Genomic DNA, 20384 nt, shown 5'->3' on the forward strand with positions numbered 1-20384 from the left:
GAAAAATCCCTGGGCACAATGGGTGTGGATCACTTTACCGTGACCAGATTAGGACTCGAAACGTCGAACACTGTTCCCTCGCGCGTCAGCAGCGGCAACACTACCTGCGCTTTGCGTTCGGCGTCGTCCGCTCCTCCCCACAGTACCGTGCGGCCGTCGTTGAGTTTCAACGAGATATCCGAAATCGACCGTGCCACAACCTCGCCCACCTGGATATACAAGGCGGGCGGCAGCACGGCGACCACGGCGACCGCGGCCCTCGTCACCGGATCGGCCCCACCGGGGGTTCCGGTGATCAGCTGGGGCACCCCGATCGGAGCGGCCTCGATCGCGAATTCCGTACTCTGCGCGTCGACCAGATGCGCGCCATCGGGGCTCTCGAAGTACAGCACCGGCGTGCGCTCGACGACCGTCACCCGCACGGTGGACGGAAACACCCGCCGCACGCGCACGGTGCTCACCTTCGGGAGGTCGGCGACCCGCCGTGCCATCTGGTCGGTGTCGATCCGCAGCATCGAGCGCCCCGAGGGGACCTCGAGCCGCTCACGCACCTCGGCGTCGCCGACCGCGACGATTCCATCGATCTCCACCGTGCGTACCGACAGGAGCGGCGTGAACCACGCCAGCACCGCGACGACGGTGAGAACGCCGACGCCGAGTACACCCCACGACCGCATCTGCCGCAGACCACCGACGCGTTCGGTGCGCAGCCTGTCGGTGATCTCCTCCCACCACGCGCGCCGCTGCCGCGCGGATCGCATGGCGGCTCACCGCCCGTACTGCGGCCGAGCCCGGAGCCCATCGAGAATCTGGCTGCCGAGCATCGTCACATCGCCCGCGCCCATGGTGATCACCACGTCGCCCGGCAATGTCAATCCGGCGACCTGACGACCGACCCGCGACATATCGGGCTGGTAGTGCACGGGGCCGGTCACCGCCTGCGCCACCAGCGCGCCGTTCACGCCGGGCAGCGGCTCCTCCCGCGCGCCGTAGACGTCGAGCACGACCACCTCGTCGGCCAGGCTCAGCGCCGCGCCGAACTCCGCGGCGAAGGTCGCGGTGCGGCTGTAGAGATGCGGCTGGAACACCACGATGACCCGCCCCTGCCGAGAACGGGCGCCGTCGCGGGCCTCCTGCCGCACCAGCTCGACGGCCGCGCCGAGCACGGCGCGCACCTCGGTGGGGTGGTGGGCGTAATCGTCGAAGACCCGCACCCCGTTCTCCCTGCCGACGAACTGGAAGCGCCGATGCACGCCGCCGAAACCCTCGAGCCCCTGGATGATCTCGTCCAGATCCGCGCCGGCCCGGCGCGCGGCCAGCAGCGCGGCCAGCGCGTTGAGGGCCATATGCCTGCCCGGCACCGACAGTCGCAGCGTCCGCGGCGCGCTCTCGTCACCCAACCGGAACTGCGCGACACCGCCGACATCGCGCGGTTCCCAGCTGTGCAGCCGGACCCCGACCTGTACGGGCGCGTCGATGAGATCGCCGGAGCCGTAGCCGATCACCTCGACTCCGCGCTCGGCCAGCCGCGGCGCGACCCGTTCCGCCAGCGCGCGCGAACCGGGATCGTCCAGGCACACCACCAGCAGGCCGCCTTCGTGCAGCCGGTCCGCGAAATCGTCGAAGACCTGAACGTATGCCTCGTCGGAGCCGAAGTAATCCAGGTGGTCGGATTCGATATTGGTCACCACCGCGACATCGGGGTCGTACTGCAGCAGCGAGCCGTCGCTCTCGTCGGCCTCGGCCACGAAGATCTCGCCGGTGCCGTGGTGGGCGTTGGTGCCCGCCTCGTTGAGTTCGCCGCCGACCGCGAAGGACGGATCGAATCCGCAGTGCTGCAACGACACGATCAGCATCGAGGTGGTCGAGGTCTTGCCGTGGGTGCCGGAGACCAGCAGCGTCCGGTGCCCGCGCATCAGCGAGGCGAGTACCGCCGGTCGCAACAGCACCGGGATATCGCGCCGGTTCGCCTCCACCAGTTCCGGATTCGTCTTGGGGATGGCGGCGTAGGTGGTGACGACCGCCGTCGGGCCGCCGGGCAGCAGGTCGAGTGCGCTGGCATCGTGACCGATCCGCACCTGTGCGCCGCGGGCCCGCAATGCCAGCACGCCCCGGCTCTCCTTGGCATCGGAACCGGAGACCGCGCCCCCGCGCGACAGCAGGATCCGCGCGATCCCGGACATACCCGCCCCGCCGATGCCGACCATGTGCACCCGCTCCAGATCGGCGGGCAGCGCCGAACGCTCCTCGCTCCGCTCACTCACGACTGCGCCTCGCTGACGCTCGGCTCCGTCGTTCGTGCCGACGCTGCGTTCATGGTTCGCTCGCTTCGCTCACTCACGACCGGCTACCTCCACCGCGATCCGTGCGACCGCGTCGGCGGCATCGCGGTGCCCGGCGCCCGCGGCGGCCATGCCCATCTCGCTCAGCCGTGTCGGATCGATCAGCAGCGGTATCACCTCGTCGATTATGTACTTCGGAGTCAGTTCCGAATCGGGGACGATTCTGCCACCCCCTCCGGCGACCACCGGCCTGGCATTGAGTTCCTGCTCGCCGTTGCCGTGCGGCAGCGGCACGTAGAAGGCGGGAAGGCCGACCGCCGACACCTCGGCCACCGTCATCGCGCCGGACCGGCACACCACCGCGTCGGCCGCGGCGTAGGCCAGATCCATCCTCGACAGGTACGGCACGGCGACATAGCGCGCCTCACCGCCGGATTCCGCGACGTCGAGTGTGTTCTTGGGACCGTGCGCGTGCAGCACCGAAATCCCGACCGCCGCCAATTGCGGGGCCGCCGCGGAGACCGCCTCGTTCAGCGAACGGGCGCCCTGGGAACCGCCGAAGACCAGCAGCACCGGACCGTGCGCGGGCAGCCCGAAATGGGCGCGAGCCTCGGCGCGCAGACTCGCGCGATCCAGTGTGGTGATCGCGGCGCGCACCGGGATTCCGACGACCTCGGCATGGGACAGACCCGAATCAGGCACCGCGGCCAGTACGCGGACGGCGCGCCGGGCGCCGACCTTGTTCGCGATCCCGGCCTTGGCGTTCGCCTCGTGCACGATCACGGGCACCGCGCGACGGCGGCCGAACACTCCCCCGCCCGCGGCCAGATAGGCGGGCAGCGCGACATATCCGCCGAATCCGATGATCACGTCGGCGTGCACCGCGTCGATCACCTCGCGGGTGCGCGCCACCGAGGCGCGCACCCGCCCGGGCAGGCGCAGCAGATCGACGCTCGCCTTGCGCGGCAGCGGCACCGGCGGAATCAACTCGAGTGGGTAGCCCCGCTCGGGAACCAGCTTCGTCTCCAGGCCACGCTCGGTGCCGAGCGCGGTCACCCGGATCGAATCGTCGAGTCGGCGCAGCGCGTCAGCGACGGCGAGGGCCGGCTCGATATGTCCCGCGGTACCACCACCCGCGACGATCACCGAAAGTCCGGACCGCACGTCACTCACCTGGATCTACCCCGTTCTCTTGCATGTGGCATCGGATAATTCGGCTCCCAGGCGCGGGTCGCGCGCAGGGAGCTGGTGCCGCGGCTCTCGGGCGAGCGGCGGCGTGATTCGGGCGGCTGACGTCGCGCGGGCTGCGCCTGTGCGCGCGGATCGGGTCTGCGGGGTCGCTGACGGGCCTTGGCCGCGGTGCGCGCCCTCGCCGATTCCGCTTTGGCGGGCGAATACACCTCGGGTTTGGGCAATCGCAGCAGGCGGCTGAACCGGCCGTCCTGACCGGCGTGCAACGCCGATACGGCCTCGGGTTCATGGCGGGCCGCGTTGGCGATGATGCCGAACATGAACAGCGTGATCGCCAGCGAGGAACCGCCCGCCGAGACCAAGGGCAGCTGCAGCCCGGTCACCGGGAGCAGGCCGACGACGTAGCCGATATTGATCAACGCCTGGGCGGTGATCCAGGTCGTCGCGGTCGCGGTGAGCAGGCGCAGGAAGGGATCGACCGACCGGCTCGCGATGCGCAGCCCGGTATAGACGAACAGCGCGAACAGGCCGAGTACCAGCGCGCAGCCGAGGAAGCCGAGTTCCTCGCCGATGATGGCGAAGATGAAGTCGTTGTGCGAGTTGGGCAGATAGCTCCACTTGGCCCGGCTCTGCCCGAGCCCGCGACCCCAGATCCCGCCGTCGGCCAGCGAGTAGAGCGCTTGGCGCGCTTGGTATCCGATGCCCTGCGGATCATCGCCGGGATTGAAGAACGCGCGCATTCGGTCCGAGCGATACCCCGCCGACAGCGCGAGTACCCCCGCGGCGATCACACCGGAGATCGCGATGGTGATGAACAGCCGAACCGGCAGTCCGCCGAACCACAGCAGCGCGGCCAGTACGATGCCGAGCGCGATGGTGGTGGACAGGTTGGGCTGCAGAACGACGAGCAGACAGACCAGCAGACCCGCGGGGACCAGCGGGACCAGGATGTCCTTCAGGCTCGCGTGTTCCGCGCGCCGCGAGGCCAGCAGATGCGCACCCCACACCACCAGGGTCACCTTGACGATCTCCGAGGGCTGCACCGAGATCGGGCCAACCATGAACCAGCGTCGCGCGCCTTGGACCTCGGAGCCGATACCGGGGATCAGCACGAGAACGAGGGCGAGCACCGAGAGCGCGAAAATCGGGAACGACCACTGGCGGAGCCGCTTCAACGAGATCCGCAACGCGAGGTAGAACAGGACACATCCGATGGCGGCGAACATGGCCTGCTGAATGAACAGCGAGTAGGCGGAGCCACCGTCGGCATAGGCCTCCACGCTCGAGGCCGACAGCACCATGACCAGTCCGAGCACGGTCAGCAGGGTCGCGATGGTGACGATCAGATGGAACGACGCGAGCGGACGCGCCAGCCAGGCGCCGAACCGTGCGCCCGCCGTCGCCTTCGCGGCTACCGAGCGCTCGGCCTTGCGGCCGTTCCAGTTCCGTCGCGTCGCTTCCGTCATGGCTGCCGCCCGATGTCACCATCTTCCAGCGCGTGCACCGCGGCGGCGAAGCTGCGCCCGCGATGGGTGTAGTCGGCGAACATGTCCAATGAGGCCGCGGCCGGTGCGAGCAGTACGGTGTCGCCGTTGCCGGCCAGCCCCGCCGCCACGCGAACCGCCTCGGCCATGACCGTATCGGCCTTCTCGGATCTCGACGGATCGTCCCGCATCAGTGCATCGTCTCCCGCGCGTACCTCGACGACAGGGACTTCGGGCGCGTGTCGCGCCAATGCCGCCGCGATCACCGGCGCGTCGGCCCCGATCAGCACCGCGGCCACGAGCCGGTCGGCGACCTCCTCGACCAGATCCTCGACCCCGGCGCCCTTCAACTGTCCGCCCGCGAGCCAGACGACGTGCGGATGCGCCAGAATCGACGACCGCGCCGCGTGCGGGTTGGTCGCCTTGGAGTCGTCGACGAAATCGACGCCGGCGAGTTCGCGCACGAAGGCGGCCCGGTGCGGGCCGACCTTGTGCTCGATAAGTCCTTCGCGCACGAATTGCGGAGCCACGTCGATGGCCCTGGTGAGCGCGGACGCGGCCAGCGCGTCGGCGACACCCGCCGGACCGGGCGGGCTGATATCGCCGGTCTCGGCGAGGATCGCGGCCTTGGTGAAGGCGCGGTCGAGCAATTTGCCGTCTACCACGCCGAGTTCACCGTCGGCGGGTACGCCGATGCGAAAACCTATGACGCGCTTGGCCTTCGCGCGCCGCGCCAGCGAGGCCGCCACCGGATCATCGAGTCCGACGACGCCGACCCGACCGACCAGCGCGCGGGCCTTGGCCGCGGCATAGGCGTCGAGGCCGCCGTGCCAATCCAGATGATCCTCGGCGACATTCAGCACGACGCCCGCCTCCGGGCGCACCGACGGCGCCCAGTGCAGTTGGAACGACGAGAGTTCCACCGCGAGTACCTGCGGGCCGGGACTGCGTCGCAGCGCGTCGAGAATAGGCAGGCCGATATTGCCGCACGCGACGCTGGAGATTCCAGCGGCGCGCAGGATGGAATGGGTCATCTGGGTGGTGGTGGTCTTGCCGTTGGTACCGGTCACCACCAGCCATTTGCGCACCGGACCGTAGATCCTGGCCTGGTCGACCCACCAGGCGAATTCGACGTCGCCCCAGACGGGAATGCCCTCGGTCACCGCCGAGGCGAGTACCGGGGAGTCCGGTCGCCAACCGGGGCTGGTGATGACGAGCGCGAACCGGCTCAGGCCGGTCGGATCGCTCGGCGCGGTGGATTCCAGTTGCACGCAGGGGGCGACTTCCAGCCCCAGTTCAGCGGCCTCGGCCAGCGCCTTCGCGCCCGCGTCGGTGACCACCGGATTGGCGCCGATATCGCGCAGCGGCTCGATCAGCGAGCGCCCCGAGACACCCCAGCCGGCGACGAGCACGTCACGGCCGCGCAGGAATTCGAGCATGGGCCCAGGAGATCGCAGGGCGCGCGGAGAATGTTCGACCATCTGTTTCACCCGACCGCGGAGAGGTATTCGCTGTAGAACAAGCCGAGCCCGACCGCGGAGGCCATGGCGGCCAAGAGCCAGAATCTGATGATCACAGTCGTCTCGGCCCATTTGCTGAGCTCGAAATGATGATGGAACGGCGCCATCTTGAACAATCGGTTACGCGTGGTGCGGTACACGGCCACCTGCAGGATCACCGATAGCGCCTCGGCGACGAACAGCGCGGCGAGCACCACCATCAACAGTTCGGTGCGGGTCGTGATGGCCATGCCAGCGAGCAGGCCGCCCAGCGCGAGCGAACCGGTGTCGCCCATGAAGATCTTGGCGGGCGCGGCATTCCACCAGAGGAATCCGATACACGCCGCAGCGCCCGCCGCCGCGACCAGCGCCAGGTCGAGCGGATCGCGCACGTTGTAACAACCGGCCTCGGGTTTGGTGGCGCACGCGTGGTAGTACTGCCAGAACGTGATGATCACGTACCCGCCCATCACCAGGCTCATCGAGCCAGCGGCGAGGCCGTCGAGGCCATCGGTGAGATTCACCGCGTTCGAGGTGGCGACGACGATCAGGCTCACGAACAGCAGGAAGAAGACAATGCCCATCGACACCGTGGTGATGTCGCGGACATAGGAGATATGCCTGCTCGCCGGAGTGAGCCCGTAGTTGTTGCGGAATTGCAGGGCGAGCACGCCGAAGATCACCGCGGCGGTGAGCTGGCCGACGTATTTGCCCGCCGCGGTCAGCCCGAGATTGCGGCCCTTGCGGATCTTGATGAAATCGTCGACGAAACCGACGGCCCCCAACGCGGTGGTGAGCCCGAGCACGAGCAGACCGGACGCGGTCGGCCCCTCGGCGTTGTAGCCGATGCCGATCAGGTGCGAACCGAAATAACCGGCCCACATGCCGATCAGGATGGCGACGCCGCCCATGGTCGGGGTGCCGCGCTTGGCCTGATGGCTGGCCGGGCCGTCGACCCGGATCTCCTGGCCGAAACCCTGCTTGGCGAAGAATTTGATCAATAACGGGGTCAACAGGATCGACACCGCCAAGGCGATGGCGGCGGAGAAGAGAATCTGTCTCACTGCGCCGCCTCCGTGCTACCCCTGCGATCGCCCGCACGTTCCGCGCTCGTCAAATACTCGGCGACCTCCCACAGACCCACCGATTTGGACGCCTTGACCAGCACCACATCACCCGTCTCTACTTCGTCTTCGAGTAACGCGATGGCCGCGCCGATATCGGGGACGAGAATCGATTCCTCGCCCCATGAGCCTTCCATCACCGCTCCCTGGTGCATCGCCCGGGACGGCCTTCCCGTGCCGACGACGACGAGCCGGTCGACATCCAGGCGCACCGCGAGCCTGCCGATCCGGTCGTGTTCGATCACGGATTCCTCGCCGAGTTCACCCATTTCGCCGAGTACCGCCCAGCTGCGCCGAGGTGTGGCGCCCGCCCTGGACATGGTGACCAACGCCTTGAGCGCGGCCCGGACCGAATCGGGGTTGGCGTTGTAGGAGTCGTTGACAACGGTCACGCCCTCGCCGGTGGTGCGCACGTCCATCCGGCGCGCCGAGGCCGCCGTGGCGCCGGACAGCGCCGTCGCCACGGTGTCCAGATCCGCGCCGCAGGCCAATCCGACCGCCGCGGCGGACAGCGCGTTGCCGACCTGGTGTTCGCCGTGCACGGACAACCGGATCCGCGCGCTGCCCGCGGGCGTGTGCATGGTGAACCCGGCGCGGGCCTGGTCGTCGAGGTGGATGTCGGTGGCCCTGATATCCGCGCCGCTCGACTGTCCGACCGTCGTTACGGTGGCCGATGTCCGCGAGGCCATGGCCGCGACCTGCGGATCGTCGGCATTGAGAACCGCGACGCCGTCACTGGGCAATGCCTCGACCAATTCGCCCTTGGTTTTCGCGATGGCCTCCCGGCTGCCGAATTCACCGAGGTGCGCGGTGCCGACATTGAGCACGACTCCGATCCTCGGCGGTGCGACCGACGCCAGCGCGGCGATATGTCCCGGCCCGCGCGCGGACATTTCCAGAACGAGGAAGCGGGTATTCGCGTCGGCGCGTAGCGCGGTCCACGGGTGCCCGAGTTCGTTGTTGAACGAGCCGGGCGGCGCGATGACGGGGCCGAGCGGAGCCAGCACGGCCGCGAGCAGATCCTTGGTCGAGGTCTTGCCCGACGATCCGGTGACGCCGATGACGGTGAGACCGCCTGCGGCGGTGAGCCGTTCGATGCTGGCGTGGGCGAGATCGGCGAGCGCGGCCAGCACCGCGGCCCCGGATCCGTCCGAATCACCGGCCAGCGCAACCGAACTCGCGGGCACGGTGCCCGGCTTCGGGCCGACGACGATGGCGGGTACGCCCACCGGTCGCGCGGCGAGCACGGCGACAGCGCCCGCCTCGACCGCGACGGTCGCGTAATCGTGCCCGTCCGCTCGCTCGCCGGGCAGCGCGAGGAACAGATCCCCTGAACCGATGCGCCGCGAATCGAATTCGACCGAACCGGTCACCCGCACCTGTGGGTCCGGCACGTCGTGCAGCGTCCCGCCGACGACGTCCGCGATCTCCCGCAGTGTCATCTCGATCATGAAATCGTCAAGTCCTCCGCGTCCGTTCTCTGCGGACTTCGCTGTGCCTGAACATTGTGCGCCGACCCGATGTCGTTGCGGCAGTAGGGTATCCCGTTCACCGCAGCACCCCCGACACCCCTGTGGTCGAGCCGCCCGTGTGCACGCCGTCGTCGTGCCCCGAGGCCACCGACCGCCGCTTGCGCTCGAGCGCCTCGGCCAGTACGTCGCGGTCGTCGAACGGGTGTTTGACGCCGTCGATCTCCTGGCCCGACTCGTGTCCCTTACCCGCGACGAGTACCGCGTCGCCCGAGCGCGCCCAGTCGACCGCCGCCGCGATGGCCAGGGCGCGGTCGCCGATTTCGCGCACTTCGCCGCGCACGTCGGCGGGCACCTCCAGCGCCCCCGCGCGCAGCGCCGCCCTGATGGACGCCGGATCCTCGCCGCGTGGATTGTCGTCGGTGATGATCAGCAGATCCGCGCCGCGCGCGCCCGCCGCGCCCATCAGCGCGCGCTTGCCCGCGTCGCGGTCACCGCCCGCGCCGACCACCACCGCGAGCCTGCCCGGCGACGCGGAGGCATCGAGATCCAGCTGGGCGCGCAGGGTGGCGACGACGGATTCGACGGCGGCGGGTTTGTGGGCGTAGTCGACGACGGCGAGGAAATCCTGCCCGCGCTCGATACGCTGCATCCGACCCGGCACGTCCACGGTGGCCAGCGCGGGCGCGGCGATATCGGCGTCGACTCCCGCGGCGGCGCATACCGCGACCGCGAGCAGTCCGTTGGCGACGTTGTAGCGGCCGGGAAGCCGCAGGCGCATATCGATGGTTCGCTCGGGACCCGCCGCGGTGAAACTCTGTTCGCCGCCGCGCGTGGTGATCGCGCCCGCCAGCGTCCAGGTCGCCGGGGTCGCGGTGGTCGACACCGTGATCGGCTCCGTCAGCTCGGCGGCCAGTCGCGCGCCCCACTCGTCGTCGACGCAGACGACCGGCACCTGGGCCGCCACCGGCGACTGCGGATCGAACAGGCGACGCTTGGCGGCGAAATAATCCTCGAAGTCGCTATGGAAATCCAGGTGATCCTGCGACAGGTTGGTGAAAGCGCCCACCGCGAATCGGACCCCGTCCACCCGCCCCAGCGCCAGCGCGTGGCTGGAAACCTCCATCACCACCGCGTCGACGCCCTGCTCGACCATCAGCGCGAACATGGCGTGCAACTGCGGCGCTTCCGGTGTGGTGAGCGCGCTCGGCACCCGGCGTCCGCCGATACGGGTCTCGATCGTCCCGATCAGCGCGGTGGACAGGCCACCCGCGCCCAGCCCGGCTTCCACCAGGTAGGACGTCGTGGTCTTACCCGATGTGCCGGTGATGCCGACGATGCGCAGCCGCCGCGACGGATGGCCGTACAGCGTCGCGGACAATTCGCCGAGTACCGCGCGCGGCTGCTCGCGTACCAGCACCGGCACACCGAGATCACCCGCCAACTCGGCCCCCGCCGTGTCGGTGAACACCGCGACCGCGCCGCGCTCGACCGCGTCACGGGCGAAGCGAGCGCCGTGGGACCGCGCGCCGGGCAGCGCGGCGAACAGATCACCCGGCACGACAGCGTTCGACCGCTGCTCGATGCCGGTCACCACCGCGTCCGCGGGGATCGGTCCGCGGACACGGGCGCCTGTCGACTCCAGCACGGTGGACAGCGGCGTCGACGGCGGGTTTACCGGCCGGAGCGCGTGCGGGCTGGACTGCGCGGGCACCTTGCTCCTCTCTGATCGGGGACGTGGACATGAGAACGCATCGTGGGACGACGTGTCAGGTTACCGACGTACGCGTACCGGGGAACAACGCGCCTCGATGTTGCGGCGCCGCCGTCCCCCGGTACGTGTGGGTGACCTACGCGAATCACACTCCGGCCTGCAGCACGAATTTGCGTACCGGCTCCGGCGATGGCGGGATGCGGTCACGCTGCAACGCCCAGGAGGCGATGCTGTGGAACAGTGGGGCGGCCGATTGGCCTCCGCTCCCGTCGGAGCTGCGCACCGGGTTGTCGAGCATCAGGCCGACCACGTAGCGAGGGTTGTCGGCGGGGGCGATACCCGCGAAGGTGATCCAGTAGCTGGAGCTGGAATAGCATTTGCAGCGCGTGTCGATTTTCTGCGCGGTGCCGGTCTTTCCCGCGATCTGGTAGCCCTCGATGGCGGCGGGCCAGCCGGTGCCGTTCTGCGCGGCGTCCATCCGATCGCGTTGCACGACGGCCTGGAACATGGTCCGCAGCGTCGCCGCGGTCTGCGGACTCACCACCCGCACGCCCTCTGGCTGCGGTTCCTCGGTGCGCGCGCCGTTCGCGGCGACCGTGGCCCTGACGATCCGGGGAGGAATGCGCATGCCGTCGTTCGCGATGGCCTGGTACATGCTCGTCATCTGCAGTGTCGACATCGAAAGGCCCTGCCCGATGGGCAGGTTGGCGAAAGTGCCGCCCGACCACTGGTCACGCGCCGGAACCTGGCCCGCCGTTTCGCCCGGCAGGCCGACGCCGGTGCGCCGGCCTAGTCCGAAGCGGTTCAGCATATCCGCGTATCGGTCCTCGCCGACCCGCTGAGCCAGCATCAGAGTGCCGACGTTCGAGGATCTTCCGAAGACGCCCGTGGTGGTGTAGGGCGCGGTCTCGTGCTCCCACGCGTCACCGACGGTGACCCCCGCCATTCTGATCGCACCGGGAACCTGCAACACCTCGTCGGGATCGGTGAGCCCGTATTCGATGGCGGCGGCGGCGGTGACGATCTTGTTCACCGAACCCGGTTCGAACGGATCGCTGACCGAGGGGTTGTTGGTGACGAGGGTGCCCCAGTTCTGCGGGCCGAGCGCGGGATTGAAGGTGTTGTCGTTGGCCATGGCCAGCACCTGGCCGGTCTTGGCATCGAGAACCACCGCGGAAGCGCTCTGCGCACCGGACATTTCGCGCGCCTGCTGCACCTGCTGCTGCACGTAGTACTGCAAGTCCGAATCCAGCGTCAGCTCGACGCCGTTGCCGTTCACGGCGGGCTGCTTGTCGCGCCAGCTCCCCGGGATGACGGCGCCGTCGGAGCCGCGGTCGTAGGTGACCGAACCGTCGGTACCCGCCAGCACCGCGTCCAGCGAGGACTCGAGGCCGATCAGTCCGTGCCCGTCCCAGCCGGTGGCGCCGATGATGTTGGCTCCCAACGAGCCTCCCGGATACTCGCGCAGCGACTGCGCCTCGGTACCCACCTCGCGGAACTGCGCCCTGATATCCCCGGCGATCCGCGCGTCGACATTACGGGCCAGGTAGACGAATTCCTCGTCGCCGCGCAACTTGTCGAGCAGTTCCGTCGTCGACGGCGCGCGCGGGCCGAGCTTGTCGTGGATCACCTCGGCGATCGCCTGCAGCCGTTCCTCCGGGACGGGCGCCTTCTCGCTCTTGGCGCGCGCGTCCTCGAGTTCGGCGCGCACCCGGACCGGCTGGAAGGTGAGAGCTTTCGCGACGGTCGTGAAGGCCAGCGCTTTACCGTTGCGGTCGGTGATCGGACCCCGGATCGCCATCTCGGGATCCCGGGTGGTGCGCTGACTCGCGGCCTGCTCGGACAGCGCGGGCGCGGAAATGCTCTGGATCCACAGCAATTGCAGCGCGACGACGGCGAGCGCGACCAGCATCACGATCCGCCCCACCACCAGACGCAGCCGCAGCGGCCGATCCGAGGCCCCCGCTTTACGCGGTCGTCCCCCGGACGGGGTCGGCCCGCGTCGCCTGCGCGCCGCGGGCCTGGCCTGTGTCATCGAGTGCCTCCATCCGGCGATGACTGCTCCCGGTACGGATCCGCCCGGGTTTGCGGTTCGCCGGTTTGCGGTTCGCTGGTTTGCGATTCGCCGGTGTGCGATTCATCGAATCGCGGCGTCTCCCGTACCTCGCCCGGCGCACCGGACGCGGCCGGTACCGGCGCCGCCGGTACCGCGGCGACCGGCTCGTGGCCCGCCGGAAGCGGAACCGGGGGCGCGGGCGCCGGGGTCGGTGCGGGCGTATGCGGCGCGGCGCCGGATTCCGCGTTCGTCTGCACGGGAGCGGGCGACTGCCGCACAATGCTGACCGGCACGACCCGTTCCCCCTGCGTCCCCGGACCGGTCGGCGAGCCGTTCAACGGAGGTGCGGGCGCGCCCTGCGCCGGAGTGGGATCGCCGATCACCGTGACCGTTCCGTCCGCGGCGATGACCAGCCTGGCCGGATCCTTGGCGGGGATCATGCCGAGTTCACGGGCTCGCGCGGCGAGTTCGGGCGCCGAATCGGCTGCCTCCACCTCGCGTTGCAGGGCGGCGCGTTCCTCGGCGAGCGTGCGATTGAGCTGACGGGCGTCGCCGAGCTGGTAGCTGTCCTCCGTCGCGCGGGTGGTCAGCAACAGGGTCAGCGCGAGTCCGCAGCCGAGCAGGGCGATGATCGCGGCGACGAACGGAATGCGCGCCGCCATCACCGATCCGCGCCGACGCGGGAGCGCGGGCACGTCGGACTGATGTTCGGCCCGCGTCCGGCGCTTGGCGTAGGCGCGCTGCGCCGCACCGGATTTCACACGTTCGGCGGCCTGAACCCGTCGGGCGACCCGACCCGGCGCGGGCACGGCGCGTGTCCGAATGCTCATGCAGTCCCCTCCTCTAGTCCGCGGAACCACCCGCGGGTCGACCAGCCCGTGTCCGTCACACCGCCGCCTGAATTCGTTCGGCGGCACGCATACGGACCGGGGCCGCTCTCGGGTTCTCCTCGATTTCCTGCTCGGTGGCCTTCTCGGCGCCACGGGTCAGCATCCGGAATTCCGGTCCCATACCGGGCAATTCGACCGGCAGGTCCACCGGGGTCCTCGACGCGATACGCGGCGCCAGCTCGTGTTTGACGACGCGGTCCTCCAGCGACTGGTAGGACATGATCACGATGCGCCCGCCGACGCGCAGCGAATCCAGTGCCGCGGGCAGAGCCGCGCGCAGCGAATCGAGCTCTCCGTTGACCTCGACCCGCAGGGCCTGGAAGGTGCGCTTGGCCGGATGACCACCGGTGCGCCGCGCCGCCGCCGGAATGGTGGCGTAGAGCACCTCGACCAGTTCGGCGCTGGTGGTGAAGGGCCGCTGCTGACGACGCCGGAGCACCTCGCTGGCGATCTTGCCCGCGAAGCGTTCCTCCCCATAGGTTTTGAGAACCCGGGCCAAGTCGCCGTGACTGTAGGTATTCAGCACATCGGCCGCGGTGATACCGGTGGTCGGATCCATCCGCATATCCAGCGGCGCGTCGACGGAATAGGCGAACCCCCGATCCGCCTCGTCCAGCTGCATCGAGGAGACGCCGAGATCCATCAGGATCCCGCTGACCGAACCGACCGGACCGAGTCCGGCCTGTCCCAGTGCGTCGGCGATCCCGTCGTATCGGGTATGCACCAGGGTGATTCGGTCCTCGAAGGACCGCAGGCGCTCTGCTGCCAGCTCGAGTGCCGTGGTGTCGCGGTCGAGCCCGATAAGGCGCAGACGCGGATAGGTACGCAGGAAATGTTCGGCGTGCCCGCCCAATCCGAGGGTGGCATCGATATAGACGGCGCCTGGCTCGGTCAGCGCGGGCCCGAGTAGTTCGTCGGCCCTGTGCAACAGCACCGGAACATGGCGGGGACCGGGCTCTGCACGATTCACCTCGACCTCCCGGATCCTGCCTCGCGTCGTCGCTTGCACGGGTCGCCTTGTTCCACAGTGTTTTCGGAGCTGCTTCGAGAAAACGAATGCCGCGAGGTCTCTGACCGAATTCGACACCTGGCGTCGGGGAAGTACGTCAGGGTTCGCCTCCGGGCAGAGGCCGCGTGGCACTCGTTCGTTCGGGCTAGAAGATTCCGCCCAGCGACTCGTCTCTCGCTTCCGCGTAATCCTCCTCGTGCTCGGCGAGGTAGGACTCCCACGCCTGCTTATCCCATATCTCCAGGAAGTCGACCGAACCGATCACTACGCAATCCCGATCGAGATTCGCGTAGCGGCGATGTTCGGCGGACAACACGATCCGGCCCTGGCCATCCAGACGTTGTTCATCCGTACCGGCGGCAAGCGCCCGGACGAACGCGCGCGCCCGCGGGTTGCTTCGAGACGCCGCCGCGGCTCGACGAGCGAGCGCGGTGAACTCTTCCTTGGGATATACGGCAAGGCTGTGGTCCTGACCCTTCGTGACCATCAACCCTCCCGCCAGATCGTCTCGAAACTTCGCGGGCAACGTGAGTCGCCCTTTGTCGTCCAGCCGGGGTGTGTAGGTACCGAGGAACATCCCGATACCTCCTGCGGATCAACCCCGCGGTAGCGGGGAGCACGATCACCTCGGATGTACGACTCTCCAGTAGTGCGCGCTCCACATTACCCCACTTTCCCCCACTTTCAATCGAAACAACCGGTGATCTCGCTCCCCACGTCAACGATTTCGCAGGTCATCCCAGCTATCACGCAGTGGAGAACTTTTTCCGTGTTCCGCCGACACGCCTGGCGCAGATGGACAATCACCCGAAAACACTCAGCAAACCCCCGGAAGGGGCCGATTCGACCCCTGATCGACCGCTCGGGTTCGGCATGGCCTTGCTACGCACGTCTTTTGTCGCGGGGGCGAGTTTGCGGGGAACGTGCCCGCAGGCGCGGACCCGGAAGCGGATAGTCCGCCGGGCCACGCGGGTGGGGCGCGGTGGGGGATCCCCGTGGGGAAAGGTGGGGGGTGCGGTTGGACAGCCGTGGGGTGAAATGGGGACGCCCGGCATATCGCCCGTTGCTCGGATGTCTGATGGACCACCGACATGCGACGGCGACGCCGCACCTCGATCGGTGCGGCGTCGCGGTCGATATGTCGTTGTCGGGCCGAGTGTCGGGGACGAATCCGACTACTCCTGCTCGAATCGTCTCCGGAAGCGATCTTCCATGCGTTCGGAGAAACCACCGGACTTGCGCTGTCGCCCAGGCCCGCTCGATCGGCCAGTGCCCGGTCCGCCGGAAGGGGCGTCGGTGGAGCGAGTGCCCTTACCGCCGCCCTTGGGGCTGCCGAGCAACAGCAGCACGCCGGCACCGAACATGACGATGAACCCGACCAAGCTGATGATCGGGAAGCCGCCGGGTTTCACCGGAGCGGCGATCCCTGCGACGAGTAGAAACAAACCGAGGACGAAGAGAACCGCGGCCTGGAGTCTGCGACGACTCGAGGTCGAGCGAAGTCGTCCGCCGCGGACGGACGAGGCGAACTTCGGATCCTCAGCATAGAGCGCGCTCTCGATTTGTTCGAGCATGCGCTGCTCGTGCTCGGAGAGTGGCACGGTACCTCCCCCGGCACTAGGACGTGGCTGTCGCCTCCGGGTCGGCGACTGATAGCCGACCTTGGCGGCTATCTGACACCAATGATACGAGTTCGATGAAGGCCGTACCACCTACTCGCCGATAACTTAAGCGGTCATACCGTTCGAAAGGCCCCGCGGCGGCCTCAAACGCGCGGCGGTGGCGAGTAGATCCTCCACATCGTGCAGGAATGCGCCCACCCGCGAAGAGAACTCGTCGGCCGTGTGATCATCGACATCCCGGTCGAATCCCGCCTCCAGCGCGGCCCGCAATTCCGAGCGAGCGCCGAAGTAGTCGGCCCACATGACGAATTCCGGCATCGCTCGTTGCAGGAGCACCCACGCGTTGCGTGAACGCGCCCGTGGCGCGGCGTCGGCTCCGGTGAACGCGAGCACGGCCCCCGCGCCACGCAGCGCGGCCAGGTAGGCGGTGCGGAACCGCTCGCGCGGATCCGTTTCTCCCGCCGCCTCCATGAGCAGTCCATCGGCCTTCTTCAGCAGTTTCCCCGCCCTGCCGGGTTGCCCCTGATGTTCGATCCGACCAGACATCAGCCGTCCCTCCGCTGTCGTACACCCCGACCCGACGGGGCGCTGCATGCCCACCGCGCGGATCGAACGGGTATTCGAACGTTTGAATTGAGATTGAATATAGGGACACCCACCGACAACTTTTCCGCGCCAGCGCGGCCGACGAGAGCCATGACAGCCGTCAAGCCCAATCACACCCCCGCCCCCGCACCGGTCGTCGTCGACTTCTCGGTCACCGATCTGCGCTACCGATTGCACGACGTGCTCTCGGTATATGTCGCGGCGATGGACTACCCGCGCGGCACCGAGAATCATCGAGCGCCGATGTGGACCGAGCACACCACCCGCGTCGGCTGGCAGGCCGTCGCGGCGCTGTCGCCCGACGATTCCGGACACGTCGATCTGCGAACCTCGCCGATCGTCGCGATCGCCTACGGATATCGCGGCGCACCGCACCAGTGGTGGCATCAGCAGGTGCACACCGGAATGCGACGCTCCGGCTGGCCGGAGCACGCCACGCGCGACCTGCTCGCGGACTATTTCGAACTGACCGAATTACATGTGCACCCCTCCGCGCAGGGACGCGGCATCGGCGCGATCCTGTTGCACCGCCTGCTCCGGAACCGGCCGGAGGGCGCGGTACTGCTGTCCACCCCGGAGGTGGTCGGCGAGGACAACCGCGCCTGGCGACTGTACCGACGCGAGGGTTTCAGCGATGTGATCAGGAATTTCGTCTTCGCCGGGGATACTCGGCCTTTCGCGATCCTGGGACGACGGATGCCGCTATGAGGGTCACGTGACAGTTCTGGTGCTCGGCTCGGGACATAACGCCCTGGTCGCGGCCTGCTATCTGGCGCGCGCGGGCGAACGGGTCGAGGTGCTCGAGCGCGACGAGGTGCTGGGCGGGGCGGTCTCGACGGTGCGGCGGTTTCCCGGGCACCTGGTCGACAGGGGATCGTCGGCGCACATCATGATCCGGCACACCGGCATCATCGAAGAACTCGAACTCGAACGTTTCGGCCTGCGCTATATCGACTGCGATCCGTGGGGATTCACCCCGGCCGACCCCGAATCGGGCGCGCCGCCGATCGTGTTCCATCACGATCTCGACCGGACCTGCGCCGGCATCGCGGCGTCCTGCGGTGAGCGAGACGCCGTGGCCTACCGGCGTTTCGTGGAGGTGTGGGGCGAGCGCAGCGCGCGGGTGATGCGCGCGTTCGGCGCGACGCCGACACCGGGGCGGCTGCTGCGCTCCTTCTGGGGGTTGGACGCCCGAGGCGGTGGCAGCGCGTTGTCGCGCGAATTCCTGCAATCCGGGGACGCGCTGCTGGATACCTGTTTTCACGACGAACGACTGAAGGCGTCGCTGGCGTGGTTCGGCGCCCAGTCCGGGCCGCCGATGTCGGAGCCGGGTACCGCGCCCATGGTCGGAATCGCGGCGCTCATGCACACCCTGCCGCCCGGACGCGCGGTGGGCGGAAGCGGGGCGTTGTCCGCGGCGCTGGTCGCGCGATTGCGCGCGGACGGCGGCGCGGTGTCGGCCGGGGACGCGGTCACCGCCGTGACGCGCGCGGGAGACGGCTGGCGGGTACGGACCGAATCCGGGCGAGATCTGTCGGCCCGCATCGTGATCGCGGGCACGCACGTGCTGACGACGCTGGACCTGTTGCGCGCGGGCGGTTTCGACGAGGGCGCGCTCGATGAGTGGCAGCGGCGTATCCGGGTCGGTCCAGGCATCGGCATGGTGGTGCGCCTGGCGACTTCGGACCTGCCGCGTTATCCGGATGCCACCGCCGACGAATCCGCCCGCGGCCTGCAATTCCTGGTCTCCGACCGCAGGCAGTTGCGGTTGGCGCACGGCGCGGCGCTGGCGGGCGACCTGCCGCCGCGCCCCGTGGTGCTCGGCATGAGTTTCAGCGCCGTCGATCCCACCATCGCCCCCGCCGGGCAGCATCAACTCTCGCTGTGGGCCCAGTGGCATCCGTACCGGCTCGCCGACGGCACCGAGTGGTCGGCGCACGCCGAGGACGAGGCCGACCGAATCATCGCCGAAGTCGATTCCTACGCACCGGGTTTCACCGAGACAGTGCTGCGACGCCATGTGCAGACCCCGGTCGATCTGGAGCGGGAGATGGGGTTGCGCGGCGGCAATGTGATGCACGTCGAGATGTCGCTCGACCAGATGATGATGTGGCGGCCGATTCCGGAACTGTCCGGTCAGCGGGTGCCCGGCGCGCCCGGTCTCTATCTCACCGGCGCGTCGACCCACCCGGGCGGCGGGGTGTCCGGGGCGAGCGGACGCAGTGCGGCCCGATTGGCGCTGCGCGACACGCGCCGCCGCCGTTTCTCGTTCTCCCCGCGGCGATGACCGAACAGGTGTGCCCGGAGTCCACCGTCCCCACGACCGCGGGGACCGGCGGGGCGGCGACCGCCGAGTCCACCGAACTCGCGACTCGCGCCATCGGCACGACCAAGGGTACGGCGACACCGCGGTGCGGACGTCGCGCGCGGCAGGCGCGCCGAGTGGTCCCCGCGCTGACGCGCCATCCGGTCCCCGCGCTGTTCGCGGTGCTGCTGATCGCCGTGCAGATCAGCTACCCCCTGACCGAGGGCCCGGTCAGGGACCGGGTGACGGTCGCGGTGGTGCTGTTATCCGCCGCGACCGCCCTCGCCCATGCCGCGGCGACCCGCGGAACCCGCTTCACGGCGGGATTCCTGGCGATCGTCTCCGGCATCGGATTCCTCGCCGAAGCGGTCGGCACCGCGACCGGGATGCCGTTCGGCTGTTACGAGTACGCCGTCGACCGCATCGGTCCCGCGCTGGGCGCGGTCCCGCTGATCGTTCCGCTCGCGTGGACCGGCGGACTCTATCCGGTGTGGATCGTCGCGACGATGCTGACCCGGCGCGCGGCCGGGCGGATCGGGCTGACCGCCGTCGGCGCGGTGGGCTGGGATCTGTTCCTCGACCCGCAGATGGTCGCCGACGGCCAGTGGACGTGGTGTGCCGAGGAGTCCGGGCTGCCGGGCCTTGCGCAGATCCCGGTGACGAATTACCCCGGGTGGTTCGCGGTCGGGCTGGTGATGGCGGCGCTGCTGGAGCGGTGGGATCGCGCCGCGCCCGCGTCGGCGACCACCATCGCGAGAACCCCGGCGTTCTCGGCGGCGACCGCGTTGCCCGCGGCGGTATTCCTGTGGACGTGGCTCGGCTCGGTGCTCGCGCACGCCGTCTTCCTCGGACTCCCCGCGTCCGCCGGATACGGCGCGCTCGGTATGGGCGCGCTCGGGCTCCCCCTCCTGCTCCGGCTCGGGCGGAGTCGCGGCGGGGAGCGGGAGTCCGCGAGGTCGCACCGGCGCGAACCGCGTCGGGTCGCGCCCCCCGAGCACCTCGGCGGCGCGCCACGCCCGGAATGAATCCCCGGGTCAGGGAAGTCAGGAGCGCGCCATGCGGCCCGGCGGCGAGCGCGCCGAACTGCTCGCGGCTCGTCATTGCGCCCGTCGCGTGGCCATTGCGACACCATG

General features: G+C 69.1%; 17 protein-coding genes. 3 read left to right on the forward strand and 14 right to left on the reverse strand.

The features are described 5' to 3' along the window. Positions 1-29: 29 nt before the first annotated feature. From ABZS43_RS29875 to ABZS43_RS29940, 14 genes are all read right to left on the reverse strand, one after another. Positions 30-761, reverse strand: a complete 732-nt coding sequence (locus ABZS43_RS29875) for an FtsQ-type POTRA domain-containing protein (protein WP_355039318.1) — start codon at positions 759-761, stop codon at positions 30-32. 6 nt (positions 762-767) lie between these two features. Further along, complete coding sequence (gene murC / locus ABZS43_RS29880; RefSeq protein WP_355039353.1) at positions 768-2207, reverse strand: UDP-N-acetylmuramate--L-alanine ligase; 1440 nt, start codon at positions 2205-2207, stop codon at positions 768-770. A gap of 126 nt (positions 2208-2333) precedes the next feature. Next, positions 2334-3455: an undecaprenyldiphospho-muramoylpentapeptide beta-N-acetylglucosaminyltransferase gene (gene murG, locus ABZS43_RS29885; protein WP_355039319.1), complete on the reverse strand. Its 1122-nt coding sequence runs from the start codon at positions 3453-3455 to the stop codon at positions 2334-2336. Continuing rightward, positions 3452-4939 (reverse strand): putative lipid II flippase FtsW, encoded by a 1488-nt coding sequence (gene ftsW, locus ABZS43_RS29890; protein WP_355039320.1) that lies wholly within the window; start codon positions 4937-4939, stop codon positions 3452-3454. The genes murG and ftsW overlap by 4 nt, the downstream gene beginning before the upstream one ends. Next, positions 4936-6396: a UDP-N-acetylmuramoyl-L-alanine--D-glutamate ligase gene (murD, locus tag ABZS43_RS29895; RefSeq protein WP_355039354.1), complete on the reverse strand. Its 1461-nt coding sequence runs from the start codon at positions 6394-6396 to the stop codon at positions 4936-4938. The genes ftsW and murD overlap by 4 nt, the downstream gene beginning before the upstream one ends. A 47-nt stretch (positions 6397-6443) precedes the next feature. Further along, on the reverse strand, positions 6444-7520 hold the full coding sequence (mraY, locus tag ABZS43_RS29900) for a phospho-N-acetylmuramoyl-pentapeptide-transferase (RefSeq protein ID WP_355039321.1): 1077 nt from the start codon (positions 7518-7520) through the stop codon (positions 6444-6446). Beyond that, positions 7517-9031, reverse strand: coding sequence for a UDP-N-acetylmuramoyl-tripeptide--D-alanyl-D-alanine ligase (gene murF, locus ABZS43_RS29905; RefSeq protein WP_355039322.1), 1515 nt, complete (start codon positions 9029-9031; stop codon positions 7517-7519). Before murF ends, mraY begins: the two co-directional genes overlap by 4 nt. 97 nt (positions 9032-9128) lie before the next feature. Next, complete coding sequence (locus ABZS43_RS29910; protein ID WP_355039323.1) at positions 9129-10763, reverse strand: UDP-N-acetylmuramoyl-L-alanyl-D-glutamate--2,6-diaminopimelate ligase; 1635 nt, start codon at positions 10761-10763, stop codon at positions 9129-9131. A gap of 145 nt (positions 10764-10908) precedes the next feature. Continuing rightward, positions 10909-12675 carry a penicillin-binding protein 2 gene (locus ABZS43_RS29915; RefSeq protein WP_355039355.1) on the reverse strand — a complete coding sequence of 589 codons (1767 nt, stop codon included), beginning with the start codon at positions 12673-12675 and terminating at the stop codon, positions 10909-10911. 119 nt (positions 12676-12794) lie between these two features. Beyond that, positions 12795-13649, reverse strand: a complete 855-nt coding sequence (locus tag ABZS43_RS29920) for a hypothetical protein (protein WP_355039324.1) — start codon at positions 13647-13649, stop codon at positions 12795-12797. Between the two features lie 55 nt (positions 13650-13704). Continuing rightward, the gene (gene rsmH, locus ABZS43_RS29925) at positions 13705-14694 is read right to left on the reverse strand and encodes a 16S rRNA (cytosine(1402)-N(4))-methyltransferase RsmH (protein ID WP_355039356.1); all 990 of its coding nucleotides are present in this window, start codon (positions 14692-14694) and stop codon (positions 13705-13707) included. Positions 14695-14863: 169 nt separating this feature from the next. Beyond that, positions 14864-15295, reverse strand: coding sequence for a division/cell wall cluster transcriptional repressor MraZ (mraZ, locus tag ABZS43_RS29930; RefSeq protein WP_054813217.1), 432 nt, complete (start codon positions 15293-15295; stop codon positions 14864-14866). Positions 15296-15893: 598 nt separating this feature from the next. Beyond that, positions 15894-16319, reverse strand: coding sequence for a DUF3040 domain-containing protein (locus tag ABZS43_RS29935; protein WP_355039325.1), 426 nt, complete (start codon positions 16317-16319; stop codon positions 15894-15896). A 126-nt stretch (positions 16320-16445) separates the two neighbouring features. Next, entirely contained in the window at positions 16446-16886 is a 441-nt protein-coding gene (locus ABZS43_RS29940; RefSeq protein WP_355039326.1) for an SAV_6107 family HEPN domain-containing protein, read from the reverse strand. A gap of 150 nt (positions 16887-17036) precedes the next feature. On the opposite strand from ABZS43_RS29940, the gene ABZS43_RS29945 reads away from it, so the two are divergent. From ABZS43_RS29945 to ABZS43_RS29955, 3 genes are read left to right on the forward strand one after another with little or no spacing between them, the layout of a single operon-like run. After that, entirely contained in the window at positions 17037-17654 is a 618-nt protein-coding gene (locus ABZS43_RS29945) for a GNAT family N-acetyltransferase (protein WP_355039327.1), read from the forward strand. Positions 17655-17661: 7 nt separating this feature from the next. Further along, positions 17662-19233 (forward strand): NAD(P)/FAD-dependent oxidoreductase, encoded by a 1572-nt coding sequence (locus ABZS43_RS29950; protein ID WP_355039328.1) that lies wholly within the window; start codon positions 17662-17664, stop codon positions 19231-19233. Further along, positions 19230-20276, forward strand: a complete 1047-nt coding sequence (locus ABZS43_RS29955; RefSeq protein ID WP_355039329.1) for a carotenoid biosynthesis protein — start codon at positions 19230-19232, stop codon at positions 20274-20276. The genes ABZS43_RS29950 and ABZS43_RS29955 overlap by 4 nt, the downstream gene beginning before the upstream one ends. The last annotated feature ends 108 nt before the right edge of the window (positions 20277-20384 follow it).

It is taken from the genome of Nocardia sp. NPDC005366 (genome assembly GCF_040606855.1).
In the GTDB taxonomy this organism is placed as follows: Bacteria; Actinomycetota; Actinomycetes; order Mycobacteriales; family Mycobacteriaceae; genus Nocardia.

Bases quoted from the DNA above. Each gene is read 5' to 3' on its own strand.
- ABZS43_RS29945 (WP_355039327.1), top strand. From the start codon at position 17,037: ATGACAGCCGTCAAGCCCAATCACACCCCCGCCCCCGCACCGGTCGTC.
- murD (WP_355039354.1), bottom strand. From the start codon at position 6,396: ATGCTCGAATTCCTGCGCGGCCGTGACGTGCTCGTCGCCGGCTGGGGT.
- ABZS43_RS29955 (WP_355039329.1), top strand. From the start codon at position 19,230: ATGACCGAACAGGTGTGCCCGGAGTCCACCGTCCCCACGACCGCGGGG.
- murF (WP_355039322.1), bottom strand. From the start codon at position 9,031: ATGATCGAGATGACACTGCGGGAGATCGCGGACGTCGTCGGCGGGACG.
- ftsW (WP_355039320.1), bottom strand. From the start codon at position 4,939: ATGACGGAAGCGACGCGACGGAACTGGAACGGCCGCAAGGCCGAGCGC.
- murC (WP_355039353.1), bottom strand. From the start codon at position 2,207: ATGGTCGGCATCGGCGGGGCGGGTATGTCCGGGATCGCGCGGATCCTG.
- ABZS43_RS29875 (WP_355039318.1), bottom strand. From the start codon at position 761: ATGCGATCCGCGCGGCAGCGGCGCGCGTGGTGGGAGGAGATCACCGAC.
- mraZ (WP_054813217.1), bottom strand. From the start codon at position 15,295: ATGTTCCTCGGTACCTACACACCCCGGCTGGACGACAAAGGGCGACTC.
- ABZS43_RS29940 (WP_355039326.1), bottom strand. From the start codon at position 16,886: ATGTCTGGTCGGATCGAACATCAGGGGCAACCCGGCAGGGCGGGGAAA.
- ABZS43_RS29920 (WP_355039324.1), bottom strand. From the start codon at position 13,649: ATGAGCATTCGGACACGCGCCGTGCCCGCGCCGGGTCGGGTCGCCCGA.
- ABZS43_RS29915 (WP_355039355.1), bottom strand. From the start codon at position 12,675: ATGCTGGTCGCGCTCGCCGTCGTCGCGCTGCAATTGCTGTGGATCCAG.